We start from the raw sequence: 21,484 nt of genomic DNA, 5'->3' as shown, positions 1-21,484 counted from the left end.
TTTGTGGTTTTGTTATGTCTTTGAAACGATTGAGGATTTTCGAGAAACTTCGAGCTTATGATTCCGTCGCTCTAACCAGCTGAGCTAATTCGCCGAACTGAGAATTGTAGCAAATTGACTGTGGTGCTGTGTGAATGTGCCCGCTGTGGCTAACTCTGTCTAATGGCTCAAACCTTTGTGGCTACAGGCTCCCTTTATCATCTACCCATAAAGGAGTGGAATTTGTGAAGAGGATGATTTTAATTTCCCTGCTGGTCAATGTGTTGGTCTTAATACCAGTCTGTATGGGTCTTATGTGGGATTTACCCCGGATTTCAAGTGTTTATGGATCGTACAGTCCGGCTAGAGGAATTCTGCTGTCGGTTTATGGAGCAATTCTCTTAGTCTCAATTCTACTTTTGTTCAGGCCACTGCCATTACTGGTAGCGCCATTGTTACTAGTTCAAGTACTCTACAAATTAACAACGCCGTTCACAGTGGGCAGCTTTACAAATCCTGTGGTGATCAGTAACTTGTTAGTAGCAGCCTTACACCTGATAACCTTGTATCTAATCCTTCGAACAATTCGGGGCAAGGTATTTGATGTTGTTGAAAGTTAGTCAAATCTCTGAATAAGAATTGACGTTTTAAACGACATTTATCTAAAAGATCTTTATTAATACCATTACATGACGACTATTAAATCCTTTATGAATAAATTTGGTTTTTTGCTACTCGTTGCTTCACTTCTGCTCCCAATATCAGCAAGCGCCCAGCTTCTCGACGCAATCCGTGGTCACGCACAAGATCTTAAGGCTCGCTTTGAGAGTAATCAAAAAGTAGAAGGTGAGATCCTTAAACGAGGGCAGATTGATAAAAACGCCAAGGGCCAAGATTTGATACACAACTCCTCTGGCGAGTGGACCTTAGTCAAAGTTGGCAATCAACTATTTTTGCAATCGGGCGAAGACTTTAGATCCAGCCCTGGTCCAGACTATCATATCTATATTAGCAGTAAGCCCGCTATCAAAGATAACGATGAGTTCAGTGCCCAGCAAATTGAGGTCAGCCGTATTAAAAAACCAAACGGCGCTGCTTTCTATCTTCTAAAGACCCATAACCCTGAAGATGTCAACAGCGTACTGATATGGTGTAAGCAGTTCAAGGAATATATCGGCTCAGCAGACCTAGTGGCAGTAAGGTAGAAAAAGTCCTTACTTACAAAATCTTTACTGGGTTAGATAAATTAATTCTTAAGACAAGATTACACAATGAAGATATTAATTGTTGGTGCTGGTGGCATTGGTGGCTACTTTGGAGCGAAGTTAATAAATGCTGGCGCAGACATTACTTTTTTACTACGAGAAAAACGCCATCAGTTAATTCAGGCACACGGGCTGACCATTGAAACCCCTAAAGGTAGTTTTACAGTTCATCCCAAAGCGGTGACAGCTGGTCAGCTGGAACCTATCTATGATTTGATCATTTTGGCGCCTAAAGCATTTGATTTGGATGAATCGTTAAAGTCGCTAATCAAAGCAAGTTCTCAAGGCGTATTACTACCATTTTTAAATGGGCTTTCTCATATGGAGTCTCTGGATCAACAATTCGGTAAAGCCAGAGTCATGGGCGGTGTGGCGCACATTGCGGCTATGATCACAGATACGGGTGCTGTCAGGCAATTGACCGATCTGGATATGTTGACCGTTGGACCTCGATCTCCAGAGCATGTGGCCTTAGCTAAAGAGTTTATTGCGCTCTGTAAACAGGCAGATTTCAATAGTGCCTATAGCGAAAACATTGAGCAAGCGTTATGGGATAAATGGGTTTTCTTAGCAACACTGGCTGGTATGACGACATTATGTCGCGGCTCGGTGGGCGAAATTGTTTCAACTCCCTACGGTAAAGAATTAACGTTAGCGATGTATGAAGAATGCTGCTCAATTGCTAAAGCTGGCGGTCATACCATCGGAGAGGTGCCCAGAAGTAAAGCAATTGAGATGCTTACCAAAGAGGGCTCACCGTTTACCGCTTCGATGTTGAGAGATTTAATTTCAGGCCAAAGGACCGAACACGAACACATACTGGGTCAAATGATTAAAAAGGGTGAGGAAAATCGCATAGGGTGCCAGCTACTCAAAATGGCTTATACGCAGATTGCGGTTACACAAATCAAGGGATCCTAAACTTTAAATCAAAGAATTAAAGTCTTTGGCTCTAGTCTACTCAGCCGCAGCCGCCCTCAACCACGGCAAGATCCCATCCGTGTAGTTATGGAATTTGTCGTTTAAAACGGCAGTCTAGAGTTAGAGTCAGACATCCTCAGCTCTGGTCTATTCCGCTGCGATTTCAAATATCTAGCAATATCAAAAATCAGGTGTGTTGAGAAATGTCCTTTTAAAAAGGTGAATTTATAGCACCACAACCATAGCTATGAAAACCTAGGCATTTGACGGAATGTTGCCTTAACGAGTTCAAACCATAGCATTCCAATAACCACTGAAGCCAATATTAATACTGCCATTTCTATTGATAATTCGGTAAATCGAAATCGTTCCTTAAAAAAAGAAAGAAACGTAAATCCAACAAATAATGAAATGGCAATTCCCATAATCCAATACTGCGAGGGGTTGGGTTTTTTTAGGATCTTAAAGATGTTGATGCGCCTTGATCTGCTAACCATAACAAGCATTAAATTCCCAAACACTAAGATTCCAAAAGCGACCGTATTAGCATACATCTGAGAGTGGTCATTCCAAATAAGTAAAAAATACACAGCCATCACAATCACTAGCAAACCAAATCCTTGAAGTGCTCCAATTAAAAAATTATCGAAACTAAAAATTTTTTTATTTGAATCGCGTGGGGGTTGCTTCATTAAATTAGACTCGGGTGTTTCCGCCTCAAATACAATCGCACACGAAGGATCAATAATCATCTCCAAAAACAAAATATGGATGGGGTAAAGCAATGGGGGAAATCCAAAAAGAAGTGGAATGAAAATTGCCCCAGCAATTGGCACATGTCCTGCGACGATATAAATGATGGCTTTTTGAAGATTGTCATGAATCTGCCGCCCTTGGCGAATCGCATTCACAATGGAAGAAAAATCATCATTTAATAAAACAAGTGATGAGGCTTCTCTCGCCACATCCGTACCACGCTGCCCCATACTGATTCCAACATGGGCCGCTTTTAGCGCGGGTGCATCATTGATGCCATCGCCAGTCATTCCCACAATCTGATTTTTAGCCTGAAGGGCTTGGACTAGACGTAACTTTTGCGCTGGCTTAATACGAACAAATACTCGAACTTTATCCAAAGCATCTTTTAGTGCTTTATCGCTTAATGAGTCTATTTCATTGCCAGAAAGAATGTGATTAGATTCTATGCCTGCCTGTCGGGCAATCGCCTTTGCAGTGATGGCATGATCGCCAGTAATCATGATTACCTGAATCCCTGCTTCGTGGCATTGCTGAATGGAGGCTGGCACCTCATTTCTTAAGGGATCTTTAAGGCCCACGAGTCCTAACCATTCAAATGAAATATCGTGAAGGGTTTGGGGCCACCGGCCATTGGTTTTACGGTAAGAGCATTTCGCCACACCCAAAAGCCTGAGTCCCTGAGACGCCATTTCATGGATTTGCTTTGTAATGATTAATTTTTGCGATTCACTCAGGTCGCATAAGGACATGACGACCTCGGGAGAGCCCTTCATCGCAATCAAATAATCTTCAGGATTTTTTGTATGTCCCCATACATGGGCCATCGCTGGTAAATCGGGCGTAAAGCTGTATTCATGAGCTATTTCATAGTCTTGATAGAGCGTAAAGTGATCTTGATGGAGAGTAATAGTGGATTCGGTAAATGCCTTTTCCATCGGATCAAAGGGCTCCTCTTCACTGGCCAATATGGAATAGCTCAGAATTTCCTTTGCTTGCTGATCTAAAGTTGCTGAGTCCGAAAAATAAAGAATCTGCTGGGGGCTGGCAATGGCCTGTAGTGACATCTGATTTAAGGTTAAGGTACCAGTCTTGTCAACACAAAGCGCTGTGATGCTTCCGAGTGTTTCAATTACTGAGGTTTTACGAGTAAGCACATGTTGACGAGAAATTCGCCAAACCCCTAGTGCCATAAACACCATGAGAACGAGGGTAAATTCCTCGGGCAATAAGGCCATGGTTAAGCTAATTCCAGATAAAACACCATCGAGCCATTGGTTGTATAAAAAGCCATAAGTTAGGCAGACAAGGATCGACAGGCTAATGCCCAATATTGAAAATCGCTTTATGAGAGCTTTGATCTCATTTTGAAGTGGGCTATTTGGATCTTGGATTTCTAAAAGACTTTTGCCAATCTTTCCAAGTTCAGTATGGGTGCCAATGGATTGAACAGTGGCAGTGCCGCCCCCTCGAACTACTAAACTACCCGAGAAAATTAAATCACCCATTTTCTTTTCGACTGAGTCAGACTCCCCAGTAAGCAAAGATTCGTCAACGAGCAAATCATTACTGCGAAGAAGTTTAGCGTCAGCACTAATACGATCACCCTCTTCTAGAATTAGTAGATCCCCAATCACTACGTCTTTCCCAGCGATTCGTTTGATTTCACCGTCGCGGATAACCAAAGCCCTCGGGCTTGATAGATCTTTTAGGGCCTGTATGGCTTTTTCACTTTTATTCTCTTGATATACGGTAATGCCGATTGACAGAGCAATGAAAACACCAAGTAAAAGAGCATCTTCAAGGCTACCAATGACGACATAAACTAAGGCCGCCAAAAGCAGCAAGGAAAACATTGGCTCTTTGATAACGTGAACCAATATCCGAAGAATCGTTCTCTTACTTTTATCGGGTATTTCATTAAATCCAAATTGGGCATGAAAGCGATCTACATCGCTTTGTTTGAGTCCTTGATCAGGAGTGAACATTGTTGGCGGCGTCTATTTTGAAAATAGGGCTCTGATCGAATAAAAGGCCAACACATAAAAACAACCAGCCAGAAAGGTAATAGCCAGTAAACCCATCGCTAGCTGAATATTAAATGGCTGAACTGTAAAGGGTGAGTTCAGCATATGAAATTTAAAAATGAAGTCCATTACTGGTTGCGCCCATCCAGCAGCTACTAGCACGATCCATAAAAAGTGAAAAAAGGATAAACATAGACCGCCAATGATTGATTTTTGCCATACACTCATGATTACCCCCCTGGTTCATCACAACCTAATGGTAACAAGGGCAATATAAAATTGATAGCAATGTCTGTTTAAAAAAGAACTAGTGCTTACCCATCTTCATCGGGTAAAAGTAAATGATCATATATTCCTATCTCATAGCCAAATAGCTTGGTCATTAGATCGGAGAGTGTAGATTCATTGTCACGACTACCCTCAATCATGGGAATATCCCATCTGTGAGGTTATGGCATGCGTCGTTTGAAACGACTGAGAATTTTCCCGAAACTTCGAGCTGATGATTCTGTTGCCCTAACCAGCTAAGCTAATTCCCAGAATTGTGAACCCTACAACATAATATAAGTGCAACATTAACTGGTGGCCATTCCCTGGATTAGAAGCGCTTTACTAAACTCAAGGCAATCGCAGGAGCCGTTTTGTAATTAGTTGTTAGAACGGTATTACCACTTTGATCAATCGCTGAAACGCTGCCCCCAACGTTCGCAATTGTATAAAGATCCAGCAAAGTGGTTCGATCAAATGCGTACGAGAATCGCGCAAAGATGGGAACAAATTTATTTTGTCCGACGCCGCCAGCATAGGCGCTTGAGTTACTCAGACGAAAGCGATAACTGCGATAAGCTGCACCGCCTGATATCTTAAATTGTGGCGTGACCGCATAACTCAATTCTAGACCTGCACCACCAGCAGGGCCGCCAGGAAAAGGATTATTAAGATTCCAGCGGTCGGTAATTTTCCAATCAATCACAACGAAAGGAAAAATACGATTGGTATCAATTTGCCGAAAGACTCCAGTACCCAAACCAAGATTGAGAGTGGGCGATAGTTGCTTGGAGGCATTCACAATCGTGCCATAGGTTAAAGAGTTACCGAGCTCAGCACCTTGTTCGGCATTCGACTCAATAGTAGGAATTAAATTAAGTTTCCAGTCCGAGTCAAATTTATGGGAGTAAATAAAACTGACCCCAGGGCTTTGGATAGTCCCCCAAGGATTCTTGCCGCCTAAGTTATAGGCTTGCATATTGCTCCAGTTCCAAAACTCGGTTTCATAGCGCAATGACATGCCAACCGTAGTGACTGGAGAAGCATTATTTAGAAGTCCAAGTGATGCACTGGCATAAGACCAGCCAAAGCTACCCCCAGAATTTAGATTGGTATTAAATTGATTAATGCCAACCACACTGACAGATGCTTTGAGTCCAGGACTTTGAGCAATCCCAACAGGCTGGGCTAAGGAGAGAGGGGCATATCCACCAAAGATGACAAAGCTAGCAAAGAGGGCTAGGTATCTAAGCATTTATAGCTATCTTATTTAAATGTCCATTTGGCCCATGTAAAAAGAACATTCCCAAAACCATCACCACCCGGTACAAATGAGGTTTGAAGGCTGAGATTTTTATAGCCCAATGAACCAACGGGGAGCAAGCCAGGGAAAGGGATGTAATTAAAAATATCTTGCCGCGACATCATAAATACCGTTGCTCCTGCGCCCACTCTCCAATTTCCATTGGTAGATAAGTTCCAGGTTGGGATCCAACCATAACCAGCCATGTATTGATAAACGCCATGAGAGTCTCTGAAGGTCATGGCATAGAGCCCCTCCCAGTTACCACGATTGTTATATAAGCCTTTGCCTATCCCAAGTCCTAGTGGAATATCGGTGTACTGATCTAATTTCTCTGGAGGATAGGCATAGGGCATATGGTAGGTGTACAACGGCAAATATCCGACCACATCACCTTGAGTCCAAATGGTTTCAACCTTGGATTTGACCGAATCTTTGAAGGATGTGTTTGCATGCACCAAAGTGATCATGCCAAACTGAAGAAACAAGAATAAAAGAAATCGCATTCGGAATTTGCCTTTATCGCCAATGTTCATCACGCTAGTTAAGCATGAATTCATAGTTAGGGTAGCCCTAATAATGTAGGGGCTTTAGTTATGGGGTTTGATATCCAAACGAACGCAGTATCTCTTTGGCTTTAGGGGATTGCATAAACTCGTAGAGTCGTATTGCATCAGGGGTGGGATTTTTAATGAGCACCATCCGTTGTTTAATGGACTGATAGCCTTCGGTTAGTTCAACAGAGGAAATCTGTTTGGCAACAGATGGTGATCTAGCAATCGAGAGGGCGGTAAAGCCAATATCAGCAGAGCCAGTCGTTACAAACATCGCTGCCATGGCAATATTGTCGGCATACACAATCTTCGATTTTGACAACTCCCATAAATTACTAGCTTTTAAATACTCAACACTAGCGCGACCATAAGGGGCAAGTTCAGGCTTTGCTAGAGCAATCTTGTTGGCTTTTCTAATGGCATCTGCAATTTTGTCTTTAGAGTCATCCAGAGTAATGCCTTTGCCTTTATTAGCAATCACCGCTAATTTTCCAATTGCATAAACAGTGCCCTCATTGACTGTTCTCCCCTTTTTAAATAGCTCAAGAGGATATTGCTCGTCTGCAGAGATAAATAAGTGAAACGGGGCGCCGTTCATGATTTGTGAGGCAAAGTTTCCAGAGGAGCCATAGATAACCTTTAATTCACCCTTGTTTTCCTTCTGGAACTGATTCTGAATCTCAATAAATGCGTCTTTCATGTTGGCTGCCACGACGACAAAGCTTGCTTGAGCGTGTACAAGCCCTGCAAAGAATGAACAAAAAAGAACTGGTAGGAATTTTGGAATCATGAAGTCAGTTGCCGAATTTTGAAGAGCAAAGTGAGGTTGGTCTCAATCGCTAAGATTTGTTCGATTAAAGCAGCTCGCATTTTCAGATCAGCATCGCCAATCAATTGATTGCGGTGGCATTGATATAACTTGAAAAACATGTCCTCGGTGAGCCCAAACTGTTCCCAATCGAACATCATATTGAGTTGTGCTTCGCGTAATGCCTTTTGGGCAGACCCAGAATCGGGATGTTTGGCTTGACTCAAGAGGTGGTCTGAGTTTTTAAAAAGAGTCACCTTGAGTTCTTCAAAGCGTTGCTTGATAGCTTCATGACGAGTTCGTTCAACCTCATCCATATCAGTAAATAGCAGGCTCGTAAATGCTTCAATCTCTTGATACTTTGCTTCTAAGGCATCAATCTCGGTAGACGTTTTTAAATCATGCTCTTCTAAAAACATCGAATCGTCATCCGAGTTGCTTTACAAAGCGACCATCTTCCATCTCTGCTTTGGGTCGAACCCATAGGGTATGGTTGCGAAGCGCTTCATAAATGTATACATCTTCTAAGTTAGCCTCTATCTTCCCTAAGCCAATTATGCGATAGTGTCCACCTGACTTGAGATGAATTAATTGGTCGCCTGCCTGAAATTTTGCTGTTGATGTCATCAGAAATTTATATGGATAGCCTATAAAATCCACACTTTACATGGAACTTAACAAAGGTTGGTAATGAATTTATTCACTCCCGTTACGCTTGGCTTACTCTCTCTTGAAAACCGAATCTTGATGGCACCACTAACCCGGATGCGTGCGGGTGATGATGGCGTCCCAGGACCATTGGCAGCAGAGTACTATGCACAGCGTGCTTCCGCTGGCCTCATCATTAGTGAAGCAACACAGATCTCACCATTGGGTAAAGGCTATCCAGCAACCCCCGGTATTTACAGCGACTCTCAAGTGGCTGCGTGGCGGACAGTGACTGATGCAGTGCATGCGCGGGGTGGCAAAATCGTTTTGCAGTTATGGCATGTTGGGCGCATTTCTCACTCCTCACTTCATCCAGATGAAGGCTTGCCAGTTGCTCCCTCAGCTATTCAATCCGCAGGCAAGGTATATACCGCATCTTGGTCCCTGGCCGAATACGAAACTCCAAGAGCATTAACCCTTGAAGAGATTGGGCAGTTGAAGGCTGATTATGTACATGCTGCCCATCAGGCTAAAGCCGCTGGGTTTGATGGCGTCGAGTTGCACGCAGCTAATGGTTACTTGTTAGACCAGTTTTTACAAGATCGCACGAATCAGCGCACGGATGCATATGGCGGATCGATTGCCAATCGCTGCAAATTAGTCTTAGAAATACTAGAGGCGATTATTCCGGTATGGGGTAGTGGTCGCGTCGGAATCCGTTTATCGCCTTATGGCACATTCAACGACATTGCCGATTCCGATCCGAAAGCTTTATTTGCCCATTTGATCAACGCACTCAATCGATTCAATCTTTCTTATCTGCATTTGATTGAGCCACGCGCAACCACAGCGGGCGGCAGTGATCAATTGGTGGCTGATGCGCCGCGAACAGGCCAAATGTTTCGTTCTTTATTTACTGGGAAGGTGGTGTTAGCTGGTGGTTTTGACCAAGCCAGTGCTGAGAAAGCGATTGCTGATGGCGAGGCCGATGCGATTGCATTTGGCAGACTGTTTATTGCTAATCCCGATTTGCCAAAACGCTTTGAGTTAAAAGCCCCATTAAACCCCTATCAGCGCGCCACCTTTTATGGCGGCAATGAAAAGGGTTACACCGATTATCCAGCGCTATAAGTCCATTCATTACAATGGAGGGATTGATTCTTATATGCGAACCCCCGAATAGTTATGGCCACCTATCAAACAGAGCGCGTGCTCTCTGTCAAACACTGGAACGAAAGTTTATTTAGCTTTACAACGACCCGCAATCGTGGACTACGTTTTCGTAACGGCCATTTTTTAATGATCGGCCTTGAGGTGGATGGTAAGCCATTAGCTCGTGCCTATAGTGTAGTGAGTCCGAACTATGAGGAGCATTTGGAGTTCTTTAGTATCAAAGTACCCAATGGCCCATTGACCTCACGACTTCAGCATATTCAGGTGGGCGATCCCATCCTTGTGAGCGAGAAATCCGTTGGTACCTTGGTGATTGATGATCTGAATCCAGGAAAGCATTTATATCTATTTAGTACTGGAACCGGCTTGGCTCCATTTTTGAGTATTATTCGCGATCCAGATACCTATGAGCGGTTTGAGAAAATCGTTTTAGTTCATGGCGTGCGCGTAGTGAGCGAGCTTGCCTATCAGGACTACCTTACAAACGAATTGCCCAATGATGAGTTTTTGGGAGAGTTGGTACGTAATCAACTCATTTATTACCCCACAGTAACTCGTGAAGCCTATTCCCATACTGGCCGCTTAACTACCGCAATTGAATCCGGAAAACTGTTTACTGATATTGGATTGCCACCACTAGATCCTGCAGTGGATCGCGCCATGATCTGTGGCAGCCCTGCAATGCTGAAAGAAACCAGTGAGTTATTGGATCAACGGGGCTTTAAGGTCTCTCCATCCTCCGGAGAGCTGGGCGACTACGTCTTCGAGCGGGCTTTTGTCGAGAAGTAATCTAAAAAAGAAGCCCCTTGCGGGGCTTAAATTCAAAGGAAATAAATCAGTCTTCATTTAAGAGCAAAGCTGTCAATTTCACTATACAGATTTATCAGTAATTAAAAACCCTAGGTTGGGCCCTGTGATTTTGGTGATAAACCACTAGAATTCAATGATCATGCGCATTGAAGATACCGATCCAGCCCGTCATAACGCCATTGAGTACCCCATGGAAGTGGGCGCACCCAAATTTGCGCCCGTGCCGATTCGCGAGGAAAAAGATAAAGCGATCAATATTGCTAGGGCGCATGCCAATCAAGAATATGAGCGCATCATGGAGCAAGCAGCCGTTTTGATGCGTCAAGCAAAAGCGCTACAAGCTCGCCTAGATGCAACTGAAATGGTTCATGCCGCCAAGTTTAGTTTCAGCCCAGTCTATGGCAAAAAATATTATTTGTATCAAGATGAGAGCGTCGGCTCTTATCGTTTGGTTCAAAACGCTCCCAGTGAATGGAGTTGCGGTATTCCAGCAGGCTGGTCTTTTTGCCAGGTGGTTCGTAAGTTAGGCGACAGTACCTGGGAAGTGGTGGAAGACTAAATCAACGAGGTGAAGATATGAAAAAGTCGGATAGCCGTTGTTGTGGATCCGGTGTTTGCATCATCAATGACGCTGGTGAGTGTTGGTGTGGCCAAAAATGGGATGGCGAAAAAATGGTTCATATGCCATTAAATCTTGACGCACCCCAAGACGAGGCCATGCAAGTCAAGCTTGAAAGCAAAAACGATCAGGCCTAATTAGTTCCCTTGACGCTTTTTGTGCAGATAGGCAATGGCCCGAAAGTGGGCATAGGCCATCACAACAGCTAAAACAGCGACGGAGTACTTGAGGGGAATCCGTAAGAGCATCTCTAAGAGTAGGGCAAAGAAAAATGCCCATGCCATCATGCTCAGATACGAGATGGCAATAAAAAAATCCCTTAATTTTGATCGATCTAGAAGGCGTGAATACACCATGCCGATGGGTATTAACGCAATCAATAGATACAAAACCATTCGCATTGCAGGCCACTCCTTTTGGGAAGAGTGTAAACAGTTTTATCTTATGAGGAAATTTCGACCGGGGCTAGAGTACTTACCTGTTGATTTGGCTCTGATGGCTTGGGTATCAACGGGCAGTTTTGATGAGAGTCACAGCCATGCTCGGCAGCGCAAACGGCGGCCGATTGCTTGGGGTCTAAACGGGCACCGGTTTGTTCACAAAATAATATAAGTCGCATTTTTACCTCGAGTTGATCTTAGTCTAGCAAGAGGTAGATCTGATAATTTGCGCTAGATCAAAAAATCAGTTGGTTTTGCCTGCCCAAAGGCGTCTTTCCCTCCAGGAACCGTCCGATTAGACCGCTCTCCTTGAACGATCTCTCTTTATTCGTGGGTACTATTCGAATTCCTAAATCACTCTTATACTTATTTGTCAAATATTGGAGGAGCCATGTTCTTAAAAACCATACTCAGTTGCCTTGCTGTCGGAATCACCGTCATTGGATTATTAATGTTCTTTGATTCGCAAGATGCAACTGTATTTACCATCGGGATCATTAGTTATTTCCTGATCGCCTTATCGTCAAGCATCAAATGCAAATGCTTGAATTCACTTCGTTCGTAATCAACCCCCTAGGAAAGAATATGAAGATTAAATTGGCTATTGGTGTAAGTGCAGTCGTTTTGGGTTTAACGGCCTGTGGTGGCGGTCCTAAGGTCATGACCGAGCGTATGCCCGAGTCTGGATTTCTGCCAAATTACAACGTGCTGCAGGTGGTAGGTAATACGCCCAAAGATATACGGGCTTGGCGCTATATCAAGCCAGGCATTCAAGCATCGAGTTATACCGCGGTCATGATTGATCCTGTTTACTTAAATCAGACCGAGTACACCAAAGAAATTACGCCTGAGGTGATTGCGCAGACCAAGAAAATTTTAGAAGAGGCGATGCGCCAAGCTGTTCAAAGACGCTCTGATATTAAGTTGGTCGATAAGCCTGGCCCTGGCGTGGCACGGGTAGCCGTTGGTATCACTGGTGCTGAGTTATCGGCTGATGGTCTTAAGCCTTGGAACTTTACCCCGATTGGATTGGCTGCGAATGCGGCTGCATTTGCAACGGGCAACAATTCAAAAACGCCTGCTTTGGTCGTTGAAAATCGCGTGACCGACAGCCAAACCAAAGAATTTATTGCGGGCGGTATGGTCGCTGTGCAGGGTGAGCCCTTCCGTCTTGGTTCAAGCTCCGTTGGCGCCTTTCAGGATATGACGCGGCGTATCGTAGTGTTTGCAATGGAGTCGCCCTTAAAGCCGTTACCTGGCTCTGCGATGAAATAATTGAGACCTAGTTAGGAAATCATCCATGCGTCATTTTGTGATTCAGTGTCTGATGGTTTGTACCGGATTCTTATCCGGTGCAAGCCTTGCTCAATTACCGCCCAGTAAGACGCAAGGGGATACAACCTTTATTACTGGCGGCATTGGCAGTGATGAGTCTAGTGCCATGTTTGCGGCTGCTAAAAAGTGGTCACTACTTATTGAGATGTCGGAGATTGATGGAAGTGGCCGTGGCGTTTGGATTGCGGGTATTGATATTCGTGTGCAGAACGCCAAACAACAATCCATCCTAGAGACCGTATGCGATGGACCCTTAATGCTTCTCAATGCCCCGCCAGGACAATACACTGTTGAGGCAAGTTATCAGGGCAAATTACTTAAGCGCAATGTGGTCCTCAAAGAAGGCGATCCACAAAAGCTGACCTTATTCTGGCGCCCTTAAGAAGTTCCTAAAATTGGGGGGAGGAGTTTAGTGAGAGCGGCGCGCTGACTCGTTGCTGATCCCGCCAGGGCAAAGCCGATGAGTTCAGATTGATCGTTATGAAAGAGCCCCTCAATCCCGCCGTCTAAATGCTTGATTGACCATGAGCCAGAGCTTCCTATCGGTGGAGGCGAAACAATCAAGGGCAATGCGGGCGTTTTAATCATTACCGGCATCGCTGGATAGACTAAAGATGCGTTTTGTCCAGCCAAAACCATGGCCAAGGTGCGAGCAGCTTGCATGATTGGCATTACGTACGGAAGAACCTGACCCTCAACCTCTGCGCAATCACCCAAGCTATAGATATTCTGGATGCTGGTTTCTAGCTGACGATTTACAACAATCCCGCGATTAGTGGCGATGCCCGCTTCTTTGGCCAATTGAACCCTGGGGGCCAGCCCCAGTGCTGATAGCACCAGATCGGCACTGATTGATTGACCATTTCTTAATGAAATTTGTAGATGATCGCCATCGTGAGAAATCGATTGAATACTGGTTCCTAAATGCCAAAGGACACCAAGACTGGATAGCTGTTGCTCAAGTGCTTGTGCAATGGGTTTTGGCAATAGGCGACTCAAGAGCTGGTCTGCAAGATCAATTACTTCAACCTGATAACCACCGAGTGCCAAATCGTTTGCAAATTCACAACCAATCAAACCCGCGCCAAGAATCACCACTTTTTTCTTGCCATCGAGTTGTGTGCGGAAGTTGGCGTAATCGTGTAAATCATTGACCGATTGAATTGCATCGCTAGCGTCCCCATCGATCGAAATGCGGATTTGATCAGCACCAAGCGCTAAGACTAATTGGCTATATCCAATATCAATTGATTGATCATCGCTAAGGACTACAGAAATCATTTGATGCTTCGGCTCAATCCTCTTAACAGTTGCATGGGCATGCAAAGTGAGATTGAATTGCTCAGCCATTTTGGCTCCCGAGCTGGTGACAAGTTGCTCGGCAGATTTTTGACCAGCAATCGCAGTCGACAGCATTGGCTTGGAATAAAAATCACCCGACTCTTGGGTAATTACGGTAATGGGATGCTCTGAATTGAGCTTGCGGTATTCACGAATCAGGGTATAGGCTGCGAGGCCACTTCCGATAATAACAATTGGTTTAATCATGCGATCTAAAAATTTCTAATGTTCTGTAAAAGACAGTATTGTGAACCCAATCACATGACTGCCCAAGACTAGACATGCTTTATGGTGTGATGGCAAGCAATTCCTGAAAGGAATCAATGCTTGTAATGCCTTTGATCTGCGTCAGTTGGGGTGATTTGGGATCAATGACAAATGCTTTATCTACCAGCTTTAGCATATGGAGATCATTGAGATTATCCCCAATGGCCCAAACCTCTTTAAAGCTAGGCCTTGATTTCTTGGTCAGGAAGCGATTAGCCACATGGCTTTTGCACGCCAGCGATCGATCGCTAGATCCATCTGGAAGAAAATCAGAATTAATGCGAAGTTGGCCCGTGCAGATATCATTCTGGAAGTGGAGGACATGTGCAATCGCAAAATCTGCAAAGATCCGACGCCTCATAATTTCAGCGGCAATAAAGTAGCTATCAGAAACAATCCCAACCATGAAGCCCTGGCGTTTCATCTCATTGACTAACTCAATGACCCCTGGACGAATCGGTAATCCCATTGCCACTTTTTCAAATTGATTGCGATGGGTGAACTTAAAAATCTCCGCTATTTTTTGACTACGGGTACCCGAATCATCTTGGGGGTTGTCTAATAAAGCGTTTAAGGTTTCGTGGGTATTGGTAAATTTGGCTAAATCGACAACAAATCGGTTGGGTGTAATCGTGCCATCCATATCCAGCAGTAGGACTTTGTCACGATTTTTTTGGCGCGAGATGATGAAATCAAAGGAAGCTGATGCTTGGCGTTGCATTTCATACATTTCACTAATTTGCTCAACGTGCAGACGCCCAGCCTCTTTCGAATAGAAATGAATGACTCTGGCCACTTCATTGGCCATATACGTTAGATCATGGAGTGGCTGACTCTCATGCTCTAGGGAGCCAATATCCACTTCTGCGATACGCGCACCTTTCTGGAATGCGCCCAATAAAAGTCCAATATCAACCCCGTAGCCATTTTCAAAGTGCAGGTTTTTGAGGAGACTTGCCTTGGCAGCAATGATTCCACCGAGGGGTTGGTTAATGTGGGCAAGTTCCGGAAAGAAAACTTTCAACATGGGTTTTGCCGTTAGTTCTGTTACCCGACCCCCACCTCGGCCAAATTTGGCTTTCACAAAATCGGCCCGATCTTTTTGCAATGGCTCAAGCATGGCTGCGACTAGGTTCTCATTGAGGTCTTTTAAGTCACCATCCAAATAAAGAATGTACTCATGCTGGGCAACCATTAGGCCATCATGCATGGACGCCCCTTTGCCTAGCATGGAACTCCGTATTACTCGGGCTCCTGACTGCTTGGCTAGTTCAGCAGTTCGATCAATCGAACTATCGTCAACCACAATGACTTCTTTGGTCAACTTATCTTTAAGCGCAAAGGCAATCACCGAGGATATTTGCCTCTCTTCATTGAGCGCTGGAATGATGACACTCAATGAGATTGCTTGAGGTTTACTCGACTCTTTCTTGCGATCAGGCTGGATTAGTTTTGCTGGAAACAAACGTTCACTTTGAACGCGAAGATAATGCTTGAACCGTTTCCATAGCCGCATTAGGAAAATAAACATATTTTCTCCTGCTGATTTTTGGATAATCAGTATACCGACATCTTCTGTCAATTTTGCTTGACACCCAAGCAAAACATGAGATGCATTCCTAAGTAAATGAATTTACTTGGATTTAAATTTCTTCCAAAGTTCTTTCAGAAAAATCCAAAGCGCAGGTAAGCCAGGAATAATGATCATTGCGAGTGCAACGATTGAGAAATTACTCTTCACCCACGGATGCTCGCCGATCAAAAAACCAAGGCCTGTTAGGCTGCAGACCCAGATGATGCCGCCAATAATGTTATAGAAAACAAATACGGGGTAGCGCATCTGAGCGACGCCGGCCACAAAGGGGGCAAACGTTCTGACAAATGGCAAAAATCGACCAATCACAATGGTGATGGGGCCGTACTTTTCATAAAAGGCATGTGCTTGATCAAAGGCTTTCTTATTAAACCAGCGTGAGTTTTCCCAAGAGAAGACTTTATTGCCCACAAAACGCCCAACCGAGTAGTTCACGGCATCACCCAAAATGGCCGCACTGGTCAGTAAGACCATGAGTACCGGAAGACTTAGATCACCCGCTGCAGTGAGTGCGCCCGCGACAAAGAGCAAGGAGTCGCCGGGCAGAAAGGGCATGATGACAAGCCCAGTTTCAACAAAGATGATCGTAAAGAGCAGAACATAGATCCAGGTGCCCCATTGATTGGCAATGAGTGCCAAGTTCTTATCAAGATTGAGAAATAAATCGATGAGGTAAGAAAAGTCCAAGATTTGCCTTTAATGTATTGCTGGCATTGTAATGATATTGGCTAATGATGAAAAAGCTCTAGAATGCAGCCATGCAATACATATTTACTTTTATCCAAATCACTTTTGGTTTGTGGGTGGTCTTTAATCTTTACCAACTCGTGGTGAGTTTCTATCGATGGCGTAATGACCCGAATCCAGATTACACCTTTTTAATCTTTTTGCAGGAGCGTTTAGGGGCTCTAGGAAATACCTTTGTGCACACCTTTGTCTACACAATACTGGCGATCGGTGCTGGCTATTTAATCTACGAATTTATTGCAATGCTCATGGAGTAGTTTTGATATTTGGTAGTAGAGCATTTAAGTTTTCTCCGCTATACCGTGGTTTAAGACCAATTTCTTCAAAAGGTAGCAAATAACGATTGACCCAAAAGGTATCAAATCCAAACCAGTTGGCACCAATAATGTCCCAGGCATTACAGGATATAAATAACACCTGATCTTTTGCTACGGAGAAGTGCTTAAGAACCAATTGATAACTGGCAGGTGTAATTTTGAACTGCCGTGCTTCGTCAACTGAGATCACTGCATCAAAATATTCCTTGAGCTGACTATGGCCAAGGGCTGTCGATAGCATTTCGGTGTTGCCGTTTGATAGTACACAGGTTTTTAAACCCATTCTTTTTACTTCCCCAAGCACCTGCTTAGATTCTGTAAATGGATCTAAATGGGCGTATTGCTGAAGTAACTGGGCCTCATTTTCCCTTGTAAGATTGAGCTTGAGTTGCTTACAACTAAAACGCAATGCTGCAATGGTGATATCCCAAAACGATTGATAGTGTTGACTACCCTCTGCATTTGGATCTGCTAGGGAGATCAGGCGTGTGTATTCGAGCTGTTTATCCCGCCAGAGCTGCGATAAGGATTTTCCATGCCCCGGAAACAATTGCTCAGCACGCGCCGCAACCGCAAACACATCCAGCAGGGTTCCATAGGCATCAAACGCAATTAGTTGGTATTTCATGGGCGGAGTAGTTGACTAGAAATCAAGGTAAATAAGCGAATAATCTTATTGTATTGATTCAAGAGTACATCGTGTTCATAATGAAATGGTACCGATACATAACGTAAGCGAGGTATTCACTCAATGGAATCCACAGATCTACAAAAAGTGACTCCCATATCGTACAGCCTTGTACAAAACCTACGTCAGCAGTTAATGCGCGTACTACCTTTTTCAAAAATGGCAGAGCAGGACGTCGATTTTTTCTTGCGCCATTCTGTTGAATCGTACTTTGCTCCCGAAGAAATTATTCTTTCTCCAGCAGACGGTGTACCAAAGATGCTGTATCTCATTCGACAAGGGAGGGTATCGGGTCGCCGTTTGATTCCTGGTTTTGAAGAGACTGGATTTGAGCTGGACCCGGGCGATCTGTTGGCAGTTAGCGCATGTTATGGAGGGCTTCCAAGCACAGTGAAGTACGTGGCAATCGATGACTGTTTTTGCTTAGCCTTACCGATAGAGCGTATGCATGAGCTCGCTAAGCGATCCAAGCCCTTCAGTGACTTTTTAAATAACCGTATCTTGAAGCTCCTTGAGGAATCCAGAACGGCTTTGCGCAATAGTTTTGCTTCTCAAGCATTAACCGAACAGTCACTTGAAAGTCCAATGCGAGATCTAGCACTCAAGAGGCCGATTTCCGTTCGTCCCGACACCCCGTTGAAGGTTGCTTTGCAATTAATTCATGATAAAAAAGTGGGCTCTGTTTTGGTGGTGGATGAGGGCGGAACTATTGTCGGTATCTTGACCCGCTACGATATCTTGAGTCGGGTAACGCTTGCCCAAGTTTCCCTCGAAATACCGATATCTCAAGTCATGTCGCGTGATGTTAAAACTATATCCATTGACGATACTGCTGAGACTGCTGGCCTAACGATGTCGCGTTATCACATTCGTCACTTACCAGTGTTGCGCGGCAAGGAACTGGTTGGCATTATTTCGGAGCGTGATTTATTTTCTTTGCAGCGTTTATCACTTAACAATATCAGCAGTTCAATCCGGTCGGCCGAAGATGTGGATAGCTTAAAAGAATGCGCTAGCAATATACGTAAATTTGCGCGCAATCTTTTAGGTCAGGGTGTGCAAGCGCGTCAATTAACCGCCTTGATTAGTCACCTCAATGATGTATTAACGGCACAACTGATTACTAACTTTGCCAAGCAACATGATTTGAGTATGGACCGATTTGCATGGATCTCGCTTGGTTCGGAGGGTCGAAGCGAACAAACGATTGCGACTGATCAAGATAACGCACTTATTTTGATGGATTCTGAGATTTCCCACAAAGCGCGCTATCTTGCCTTTGCCAAAGACGTTAATCATGCTCTTGACGCGTGTGGTTACCCTTTATGTAAGGGCAATATCATGGCGAGCAACCCTGAGCTTTGCATTAGCCAACAGGAGTGGTTGCAACGCTTTGCACGTTGGATTGAGCAAGGTAATCCAGAGGATCTTCTTAATGCCAGCATCTTCTTTGACTTTAGAGCGCTTGCTGGTAATGAGTCTTTGCTTGAGCCATTACGCAATTACGTTGTGAAGCACGCAGAGGCTACCCCACGATTTATTAAATTATTGGTTGAAAATTCCTTGCAGTGGAAAGTGCCATTTAATTGGTTTGGTAGCCTAGAAACCAAAGAACTTGATGGGAAGAAAACCATCGATATTAAGTTACAGGGCACAGCGATTATGGTTGACTGCGCCCGAATCTATTCATTGGCCCATGGTATTAGTGCCGTCAATACACGTGAGCGACTTGCTGCAATTGGCCGTGCATTAAAGCTCAATGAATCAGAGAGCATTGCATGGATTGCAGGATTTGAGTATTTACAAACCTTACGCTTAGCCGCGCAAATTGATGGCTACGCGATCGGCGGCAATCCCAATGCAGTAGATGTAGAGCAATTAAATTCGGTTGATAAGACCATTCTGCGGGAGTCATTATCTGAAGTGCGCAATCTGCAACAGCGTTTAGAGCTTGATTATGTTCGCTAGATTATTGGCGCGTTTTGGTTTTTCATCACCAATGCCTGAACCCAATCGCTGGGTTGTACTCGATGTTGAAACCACTGGCCTTGATCCACATCGTGATCGATTATTAGCGATTGCTGCCATTGCAGTTGAGGTAGGGCCAGGCTTTACTACGCCCTCGATTATTTTGGGAGATAGTTACGAAGCCGTTCTTCGCCAAGAGTTGGCATCCGATAAGGACAATATATTGGTGCATCACATTGGCGCAGGGGCTCAAAAGCAAGGTAGACCAGCCGTTGAGGTGTTAGAGGAGTTTCGTCACTGGGTTGGAGATTCGCCGCTATTGGCATTTCATGCGCCTTTTGATCACGCCATGATTAATCGTGCGTATCAGCAACTTCACTTACCACTATTGAGTAATGATTGGATTGATATTGAGCCTTTAGCTGCTTTATCGGGATTAAAGCCAAAGGCACGTGCTTTAGACGATTGGCTGTCACACTTTGGAATTGAGTGCGCAGTTCGCCATCAAGCAGCAGCCGATACCTTGGCAACCTGTGAGTTACTGCTTTGCCTATGGAGCTCAATTACACGCGAGGCGAATAGCCTTAAAGCGCTTAAAACCCTGGCCAAGCACGGGGCTTGGATTCCTAGAACGTAAGCTTAGATTGACATACCTAGGGTAAGTACTAGATCCCAAGGGATTTATTTATCACGACCTAGGGTAAGCACCGATTTGGGTGTTTTTGCACCCCAACCATAATCCCCATTGGTTTTTTCACTAAGCTCTATAAGGCTTTCCGTGCTTTTATTTCTGAACATCGCTCAATTACTTTTATATATTGGCGGCCTAGCTCTCATTGGCCAAGGGTTGTTGTATGTTTTAACTGGAGTAAAGCGCGAAACCAATCTCTTTTATCAGCTATTCCAAATCGTGAATAAGCCATGGACAAGTGTGGCGCGTTTTATCTCGCCCAAGCAAATTGCGGACCATCAAATTCCGTTTGTTGCCTTCTGTATTGTCGCGGTCTTATACATTGCTGTGACCCTGGCCAAAATTGAGCATTGCGTCACGATTGGGGTTGAGCTATGTCAGTAAGCCACAATTTACGCTGGTATCTCTTTAAGTGGCGAGCCTCTGCATTCATCCTATTTGGCTTGCAGCAGCAAGCAATGATGGTGTTTGAAGAAATGCTGCGTGAATACCCAAATGATCCCTATGTACTCTCGAGCCTTGCTTATTTAAAAACTCAAGCAGGGGATAAAGAGGGCGCAATCGCTTTTTATAAAAGGGTTGTACAGCGCTCAGATGCCCCAGCCTACTCTTGGTACAACCTTGCTTACTTACAAGAAGAATTGGGTCAAGTGGAGGATGCCGAGTTCAGTTTTCGTAAAGCGCTCAAGCTAGACGAGAAGATGGATCTAGCCTGGTACGGATTAGGGCTAACCCTAATTCAGCAGCGTCGTTTTGATGAAGCCATCAAGGCTTTGAAGAAAAATACTCAGCTTCAGCCCATGAGTCCCTATGGTTGGTACCAATTAGCAAGGGTTTATGTGGATCGCCAAGAACCCGAAGAAGCAGTAAAAATCATCAGGCATTTAAAAGAATTTGAGCCGAAATTTGCTAAGCAGTTGGAGCGGGAGACTGGTCTAACTGCTTAGCACAATGAAGTAGAAGTAC

Annotated in this window: 25 protein-coding genes; 13 read left to right on the top strand and 12 right to left on the bottom strand. The window is 44.3% G+C overall.

Going from position 1 to position 21,484, the window contains the following annotated elements; translation table 11 throughout:
- Positions 1 to 689: 689 nt before the first annotated feature.
- The gene (locus QUE62_RS07930; RefSeq protein ID WP_286261421.1) at positions 690 to 1,184 is read left to right on the top strand and encodes a DM13 domain-containing protein; all 495 of its coding nucleotides are present in this window, start codon (positions 690 to 692) and stop codon (positions 1,182 to 1,184) included.
- 66 nt (positions 1,185 to 1,250) lie between these two features.
- Entirely contained in the window at positions 1,251 to 2,165 is a 915-nt protein-coding gene (locus tag QUE62_RS07925) for a ketopantoate reductase family protein (RefSeq protein ID WP_286261419.1), read from the top strand.
- A gap of 245 nt (positions 2,166 to 2,410) precedes the next feature.
- Here the strand turns inward: QUE62_RS07925 and QUE62_RS07920 are convergent, their stop codons facing one another.
- The 6 genes from QUE62_RS07920 to QUE62_RS07895 all read right to left on the bottom strand — a co-directional run bounded on the left by QUE62_RS07920 (position 2,411) and on the right by QUE62_RS07895 (position 8,507).
- Positions 2,411 to 4,909, bottom strand: a complete 2,499-nt coding sequence (locus tag QUE62_RS07920) for a cation-translocating P-type ATPase (RefSeq protein ID WP_286261417.1) — start codon at positions 4,907 to 4,909, stop codon at positions 2,411 to 2,413.
- A gap of 637 nt (positions 4,910 to 5,546) precedes the next feature.
- Complete coding sequence (locus QUE62_RS07915; protein ID WP_286261415.1) at positions 5,547 to 6,470, bottom strand: DUF6268 family outer membrane beta-barrel protein; 924 nt, start codon at positions 6,468 to 6,470, stop codon at positions 5,547 to 5,549.
- Between the two features lie 11 nt (positions 6,471 to 6,481).
- On the bottom strand, positions 6,482 to 7,078 hold the full coding sequence (gene pagP, locus QUE62_RS07910) for a lipid IV(A) palmitoyltransferase PagP (protein WP_286261413.1): 597 nt from the start codon (positions 7,076 to 7,078) through the stop codon (positions 6,482 to 6,484).
- A 34-nt stretch (positions 7,079 to 7,112) separates the two neighbouring features.
- The gene (gene modA, locus QUE62_RS07905) at positions 7,113 to 7,862 is read right to left on the bottom strand and encodes a molybdate ABC transporter substrate-binding protein (RefSeq protein WP_286261411.1); all 750 of its coding nucleotides are present in this window, start codon (positions 7,860 to 7,862) and stop codon (positions 7,113 to 7,115) included.
- Complete coding sequence (locus tag QUE62_RS07900) at positions 7,859 to 8,299, bottom strand: hypothetical protein (protein WP_286261409.1); 441 nt, start codon at positions 8,297 to 8,299, stop codon at positions 7,859 to 7,861. Before QUE62_RS07900 ends, modA begins: the two co-directional genes overlap by 4 nt.
- Before the next feature lie 7 nt (positions 8,300 to 8,306).
- Positions 8,307 to 8,507 (bottom strand): hypothetical protein, encoded by a 201-nt coding sequence (locus tag QUE62_RS07895; RefSeq protein ID WP_286261407.1) that lies wholly within the window; start codon positions 8,505 to 8,507, stop codon positions 8,307 to 8,309.
- Positions 8,508 to 8,570: 63 nt separating this feature from the next.
- Between QUE62_RS07895 and QUE62_RS07890 the strand changes: the two genes are divergently transcribed.
- The 4 genes from QUE62_RS07890 (at position 8,571) to QUE62_RS07875 (ending at position 11,267) form a co-directional block, all read left to right on the top strand.
- The gene (locus QUE62_RS07890) at positions 8,571 to 9,659 is read left to right on the top strand and encodes an alkene reductase (protein ID WP_286261406.1); all 1,089 of its coding nucleotides are present in this window, start codon (positions 8,571 to 8,573) and stop codon (positions 9,657 to 9,659) included.
- Positions 9,660 to 9,713: 54 nt separating this feature from the next.
- Complete coding sequence (locus tag QUE62_RS07885; protein WP_108509052.1) at positions 9,714 to 10,490, top strand: ferredoxin--NADP reductase; 777 nt, start codon at positions 9,714 to 9,716, stop codon at positions 10,488 to 10,490.
- A gap of 160 nt (positions 10,491 to 10,650) precedes the next feature.
- Positions 10,651 to 11,070: a DUF2452 domain-containing protein gene (locus QUE62_RS07880; RefSeq protein ID WP_286223510.1), complete on the top strand. Its 420-nt coding sequence runs from the start codon at positions 10,651 to 10,653 to the stop codon at positions 11,068 to 11,070.
- 17 nt (positions 11,071 to 11,087) lie between these two features.
- Entirely contained in the window at positions 11,088 to 11,267 is a 180-nt protein-coding gene (locus QUE62_RS07875) for a hypothetical protein (RefSeq protein ID WP_286261404.1), read from the top strand.
- Here the strand turns inward: QUE62_RS07875 and QUE62_RS07870 are convergent, their stop codons facing one another.
- Complete coding sequence (locus tag QUE62_RS07870) at positions 11,268 to 11,531, bottom strand: hypothetical protein (protein WP_286261403.1); 264 nt, start codon at positions 11,529 to 11,531, stop codon at positions 11,268 to 11,270. It abuts the gene before it with no gap.
- Positions 11,532 to 11,572: 41 nt separating this feature from the next.
- Positions 11,573 to 11,749 (bottom strand): hypothetical protein, encoded by a 177-nt coding sequence (locus QUE62_RS07865; RefSeq protein ID WP_286225220.1) that lies wholly within the window; start codon positions 11,747 to 11,749, stop codon positions 11,573 to 11,575.
- 406 nt (positions 11,750 to 12,155) lie between these two features.
- Here QUE62_RS07865 and QUE62_RS07860 point away from each other — a divergent pair, with 406 nt between their 5' ends.
- Together QUE62_RS07860 and QUE62_RS07855 are read left to right on the top strand one after the other, a co-directional pair.
- Positions 12,156 to 12,845 (top strand): DUF3313 domain-containing protein, encoded by a 690-nt coding sequence (locus tag QUE62_RS07860; RefSeq protein WP_286223507.1) that lies wholly within the window; start codon positions 12,156 to 12,158, stop codon positions 12,843 to 12,845.
- Positions 12,846 to 12,870: 25 nt separating this feature from the next.
- Positions 12,871 to 13,287: a peptidase associated/transthyretin-like domain-containing protein gene (locus QUE62_RS07855; protein ID WP_286225219.1), complete on the top strand. Its 417-nt coding sequence runs from the start codon at positions 12,871 to 12,873 to the stop codon at positions 13,285 to 13,287.
- Here the strand turns inward: QUE62_RS07855 and QUE62_RS07850 are convergent.
- The 3 genes from QUE62_RS07850 to QUE62_RS07840 form a co-directional block, all read right to left on the bottom strand.
- A complete protein-coding gene (locus tag QUE62_RS07850; RefSeq protein WP_286261402.1) occupies positions 13,284 to 14,453 on the bottom strand; it encodes an FAD-dependent oxidoreductase in 1,170 nt (389 codons plus the stop codon). The genes QUE62_RS07855 and QUE62_RS07850 overlap by 4 nt on opposite strands.
- A gap of 79 nt (positions 14,454 to 14,532) precedes the next feature.
- Entirely contained in the window at positions 14,533 to 16,044 is a 1,512-nt protein-coding gene (locus QUE62_RS07845) for an HAD-IB family phosphatase (protein WP_286261401.1), read from the bottom strand.
- 102 nt (positions 16,045 to 16,146) lie between these two features.
- Complete coding sequence (locus tag QUE62_RS07840) at positions 16,147 to 16,794, bottom strand: VTT domain-containing protein (RefSeq protein WP_458574684.1); 648 nt, start codon at positions 16,792 to 16,794, stop codon at positions 16,147 to 16,149.
- Positions 16,795 to 16,865: 71 nt separating this feature from the next.
- On the opposite strand from QUE62_RS07840, the gene QUE62_RS07835 reads away from it, so the two are divergent.
- Positions 16,866 to 17,111, top strand: coding sequence for a hypothetical protein (locus QUE62_RS07835; RefSeq protein ID WP_286223503.1), 246 nt, complete (start codon positions 16,866 to 16,868; stop codon positions 17,109 to 17,111).
- Here QUE62_RS07835 and QUE62_RS07830 read toward each other — a convergent pair.
- The gene (locus QUE62_RS07830; RefSeq protein WP_286223502.1) at positions 17,101 to 17,799 is read right to left on the bottom strand and encodes a haloacid dehalogenase type II; all 699 of its coding nucleotides are present in this window, start codon (positions 17,797 to 17,799) and stop codon (positions 17,101 to 17,103) included. The two genes, QUE62_RS07835 and QUE62_RS07830, sit on opposite strands and share 11 nt — an antisense overlap.
- A 123-nt stretch (positions 17,800 to 17,922) precedes the next feature.
- Here QUE62_RS07830 and QUE62_RS07825 point away from each other — a divergent pair, with 123 nt between their 5' ends.
- The 4 genes from QUE62_RS07825 (at position 17,923) to QUE62_RS07810 (ending at position 21,465) form a co-directional block, all read left to right on the top strand.
- On the top strand, positions 17,923 to 19,827 hold the full coding sequence (locus QUE62_RS07825; protein ID WP_286261400.1) for a DUF294 nucleotidyltransferase-like domain-containing protein: 1,905 nt from the start codon (positions 17,923 to 17,925) through the stop codon (positions 19,825 to 19,827).
- Positions 19,817 to 20,464, top strand: coding sequence for a 3'-5' exonuclease (locus tag QUE62_RS07820; protein WP_286261398.1), 648 nt, complete (start codon positions 19,817 to 19,819; stop codon positions 20,462 to 20,464). The genes QUE62_RS07825 and QUE62_RS07820 overlap by 11 nt, the downstream gene beginning before the upstream one ends.
- Before the next feature lie 141 nt (positions 20,465 to 20,605).
- Complete coding sequence (locus tag QUE62_RS07815) at positions 20,606 to 20,902, top strand: hypothetical protein (RefSeq protein WP_108509036.1); 297 nt, start codon at positions 20,606 to 20,608, stop codon at positions 20,900 to 20,902.
- Positions 20,893 to 21,465 (top strand): tetratricopeptide repeat protein, encoded by a 573-nt coding sequence (locus tag QUE62_RS07810; RefSeq protein WP_286223499.1) that lies wholly within the window; start codon positions 20,893 to 20,895, stop codon positions 21,463 to 21,465. The genes QUE62_RS07815 and QUE62_RS07810 overlap by 10 nt, the downstream gene beginning before the upstream one ends.
- Positions 21,466 to 21,484 lie beyond the last annotated feature (19 nt).

It is taken from the genome of Polynucleobacter sp. HIN9 (genome assembly GCF_030297635.1).
Lineage (GTDB): Bacteria > Pseudomonadota > Gammaproteobacteria > Burkholderiales > Burkholderiaceae > Polynucleobacter.
This window is presented reverse-complemented; position numbering and strand designations above follow the sequence as displayed.

Coding starts and splice junctions, on each gene's coding strand:
- QUE62_RS07885 (WP_108509052.1), top strand. CDS start 9,714: ATGGCCACCTATCAAACAGAGCGCGTGCTCTCTGTCAAACACTGGAAC.
- QUE62_RS07890 (WP_286261406.1), top strand. CDS start 8,571: ATGAATTTATTCACTCCCGTTACGCTTGGCTTACTCTCTCTTGAAAAC.
- QUE62_RS07820 (WP_286261398.1), top strand. CDS start 19,817: ATGTTCGCTAGATTATTGGCGCGTTTTGGTTTTTCATCACCAATGCCT.
- QUE62_RS07810 (WP_286223499.1), top strand. CDS start 20,893: ATGTCAGTAAGCCACAATTTACGCTGGTATCTCTTTAAGTGGCGAGCC.
- QUE62_RS07865 (WP_286225220.1), bottom strand. CDS start 11,749: ATGCGACTTATATTATTTTGTGAACAAACCGGTGCCCGTTTAGACCCC.
- QUE62_RS07875 (WP_286261404.1), top strand. CDS start 11,088: ATGAAAAAGTCGGATAGCCGTTGTTGTGGATCCGGTGTTTGCATCATC.
- QUE62_RS07845 (WP_286261401.1), bottom strand. CDS start 16,044: ATGTTTATTTTCCTAATGCGGCTATGGAAACGGTTCAAGCATTATCTT.
- QUE62_RS07870 (WP_286261403.1), bottom strand. CDS start 11,531: ATGCGAATGGTTTTGTATCTATTGATTGCGTTAATACCCATCGGCATG.
- QUE62_RS07835 (WP_286223503.1), top strand. CDS start 16,866: ATGCAATACATATTTACTTTTATCCAAATCACTTTTGGTTTGTGGGTG.
- QUE62_RS07860 (WP_286223507.1), top strand. CDS start 12,156: ATGAAGATTAAATTGGCTATTGGTGTAAGTGCAGTCGTTTTGGGTTTA.
- pagP (WP_286261413.1), bottom strand. CDS start 7,078: ATGAATTCATGCTTAACTAGCGTGATGAACATTGGCGATAAAGGCAAA.
- QUE62_RS07920 (WP_286261417.1), bottom strand. CDS start 4,909: ATGTTCACTCCTGATCAAGGACTCAAACAAAGCGATGTAGATCGCTTT.
- QUE62_RS07895 (WP_286261407.1), bottom strand. CDS start 8,507: ATGACATCAACAGCAAAATTTCAGGCAGGCGACCAATTAATTCATCTC.
- QUE62_RS07880 (WP_286223510.1), top strand. CDS start 10,651: ATGCGCATTGAAGATACCGATCCAGCCCGTCATAACGCCATTGAGTAC.
- QUE62_RS07830 (WP_286223502.1), bottom strand. CDS start 17,799: ATGAAATACCAACTAATTGCGTTTGATGCCTATGGAACCCTGCTGGAT.
- QUE62_RS07930 (WP_286261421.1), top strand. CDS start 690: ATGAATAAATTTGGTTTTTTGCTACTCGTTGCTTCACTTCTGCTCCCA.
- modA (WP_286261411.1), bottom strand. CDS start 7,862: ATGATTCCAAAATTCCTACCAGTTCTTTTTTGTTCATTCTTTGCAGGG.
- QUE62_RS07915 (WP_286261415.1), bottom strand. CDS start 6,470: ATGCTTAGATACCTAGCCCTCTTTGCTAGCTTTGTCATCTTTGGTGGA.
- QUE62_RS07855 (WP_286225219.1), top strand. CDS start 12,871: ATGCGTCATTTTGTGATTCAGTGTCTGATGGTTTGTACCGGATTCTTA.
- QUE62_RS07850 (WP_286261402.1), bottom strand. CDS start 14,453: ATGATTAAACCAATTGTTATTATCGGAAGTGGCCTCGCAGCCTATACC.
- QUE62_RS07900 (WP_286261409.1), bottom strand. CDS start 8,299: ATGTTTTTAGAAGAGCATGATTTAAAAACGTCTACCGAGATTGATGCC.
- QUE62_RS07825 (WP_286261400.1), top strand. CDS start 17,923: ATGGAATCCACAGATCTACAAAAAGTGACTCCCATATCGTACAGCCTT.
- QUE62_RS07925 (WP_286261419.1), top strand. CDS start 1,251: ATGAAGATATTAATTGTTGGTGCTGGTGGCATTGGTGGCTACTTTGGA.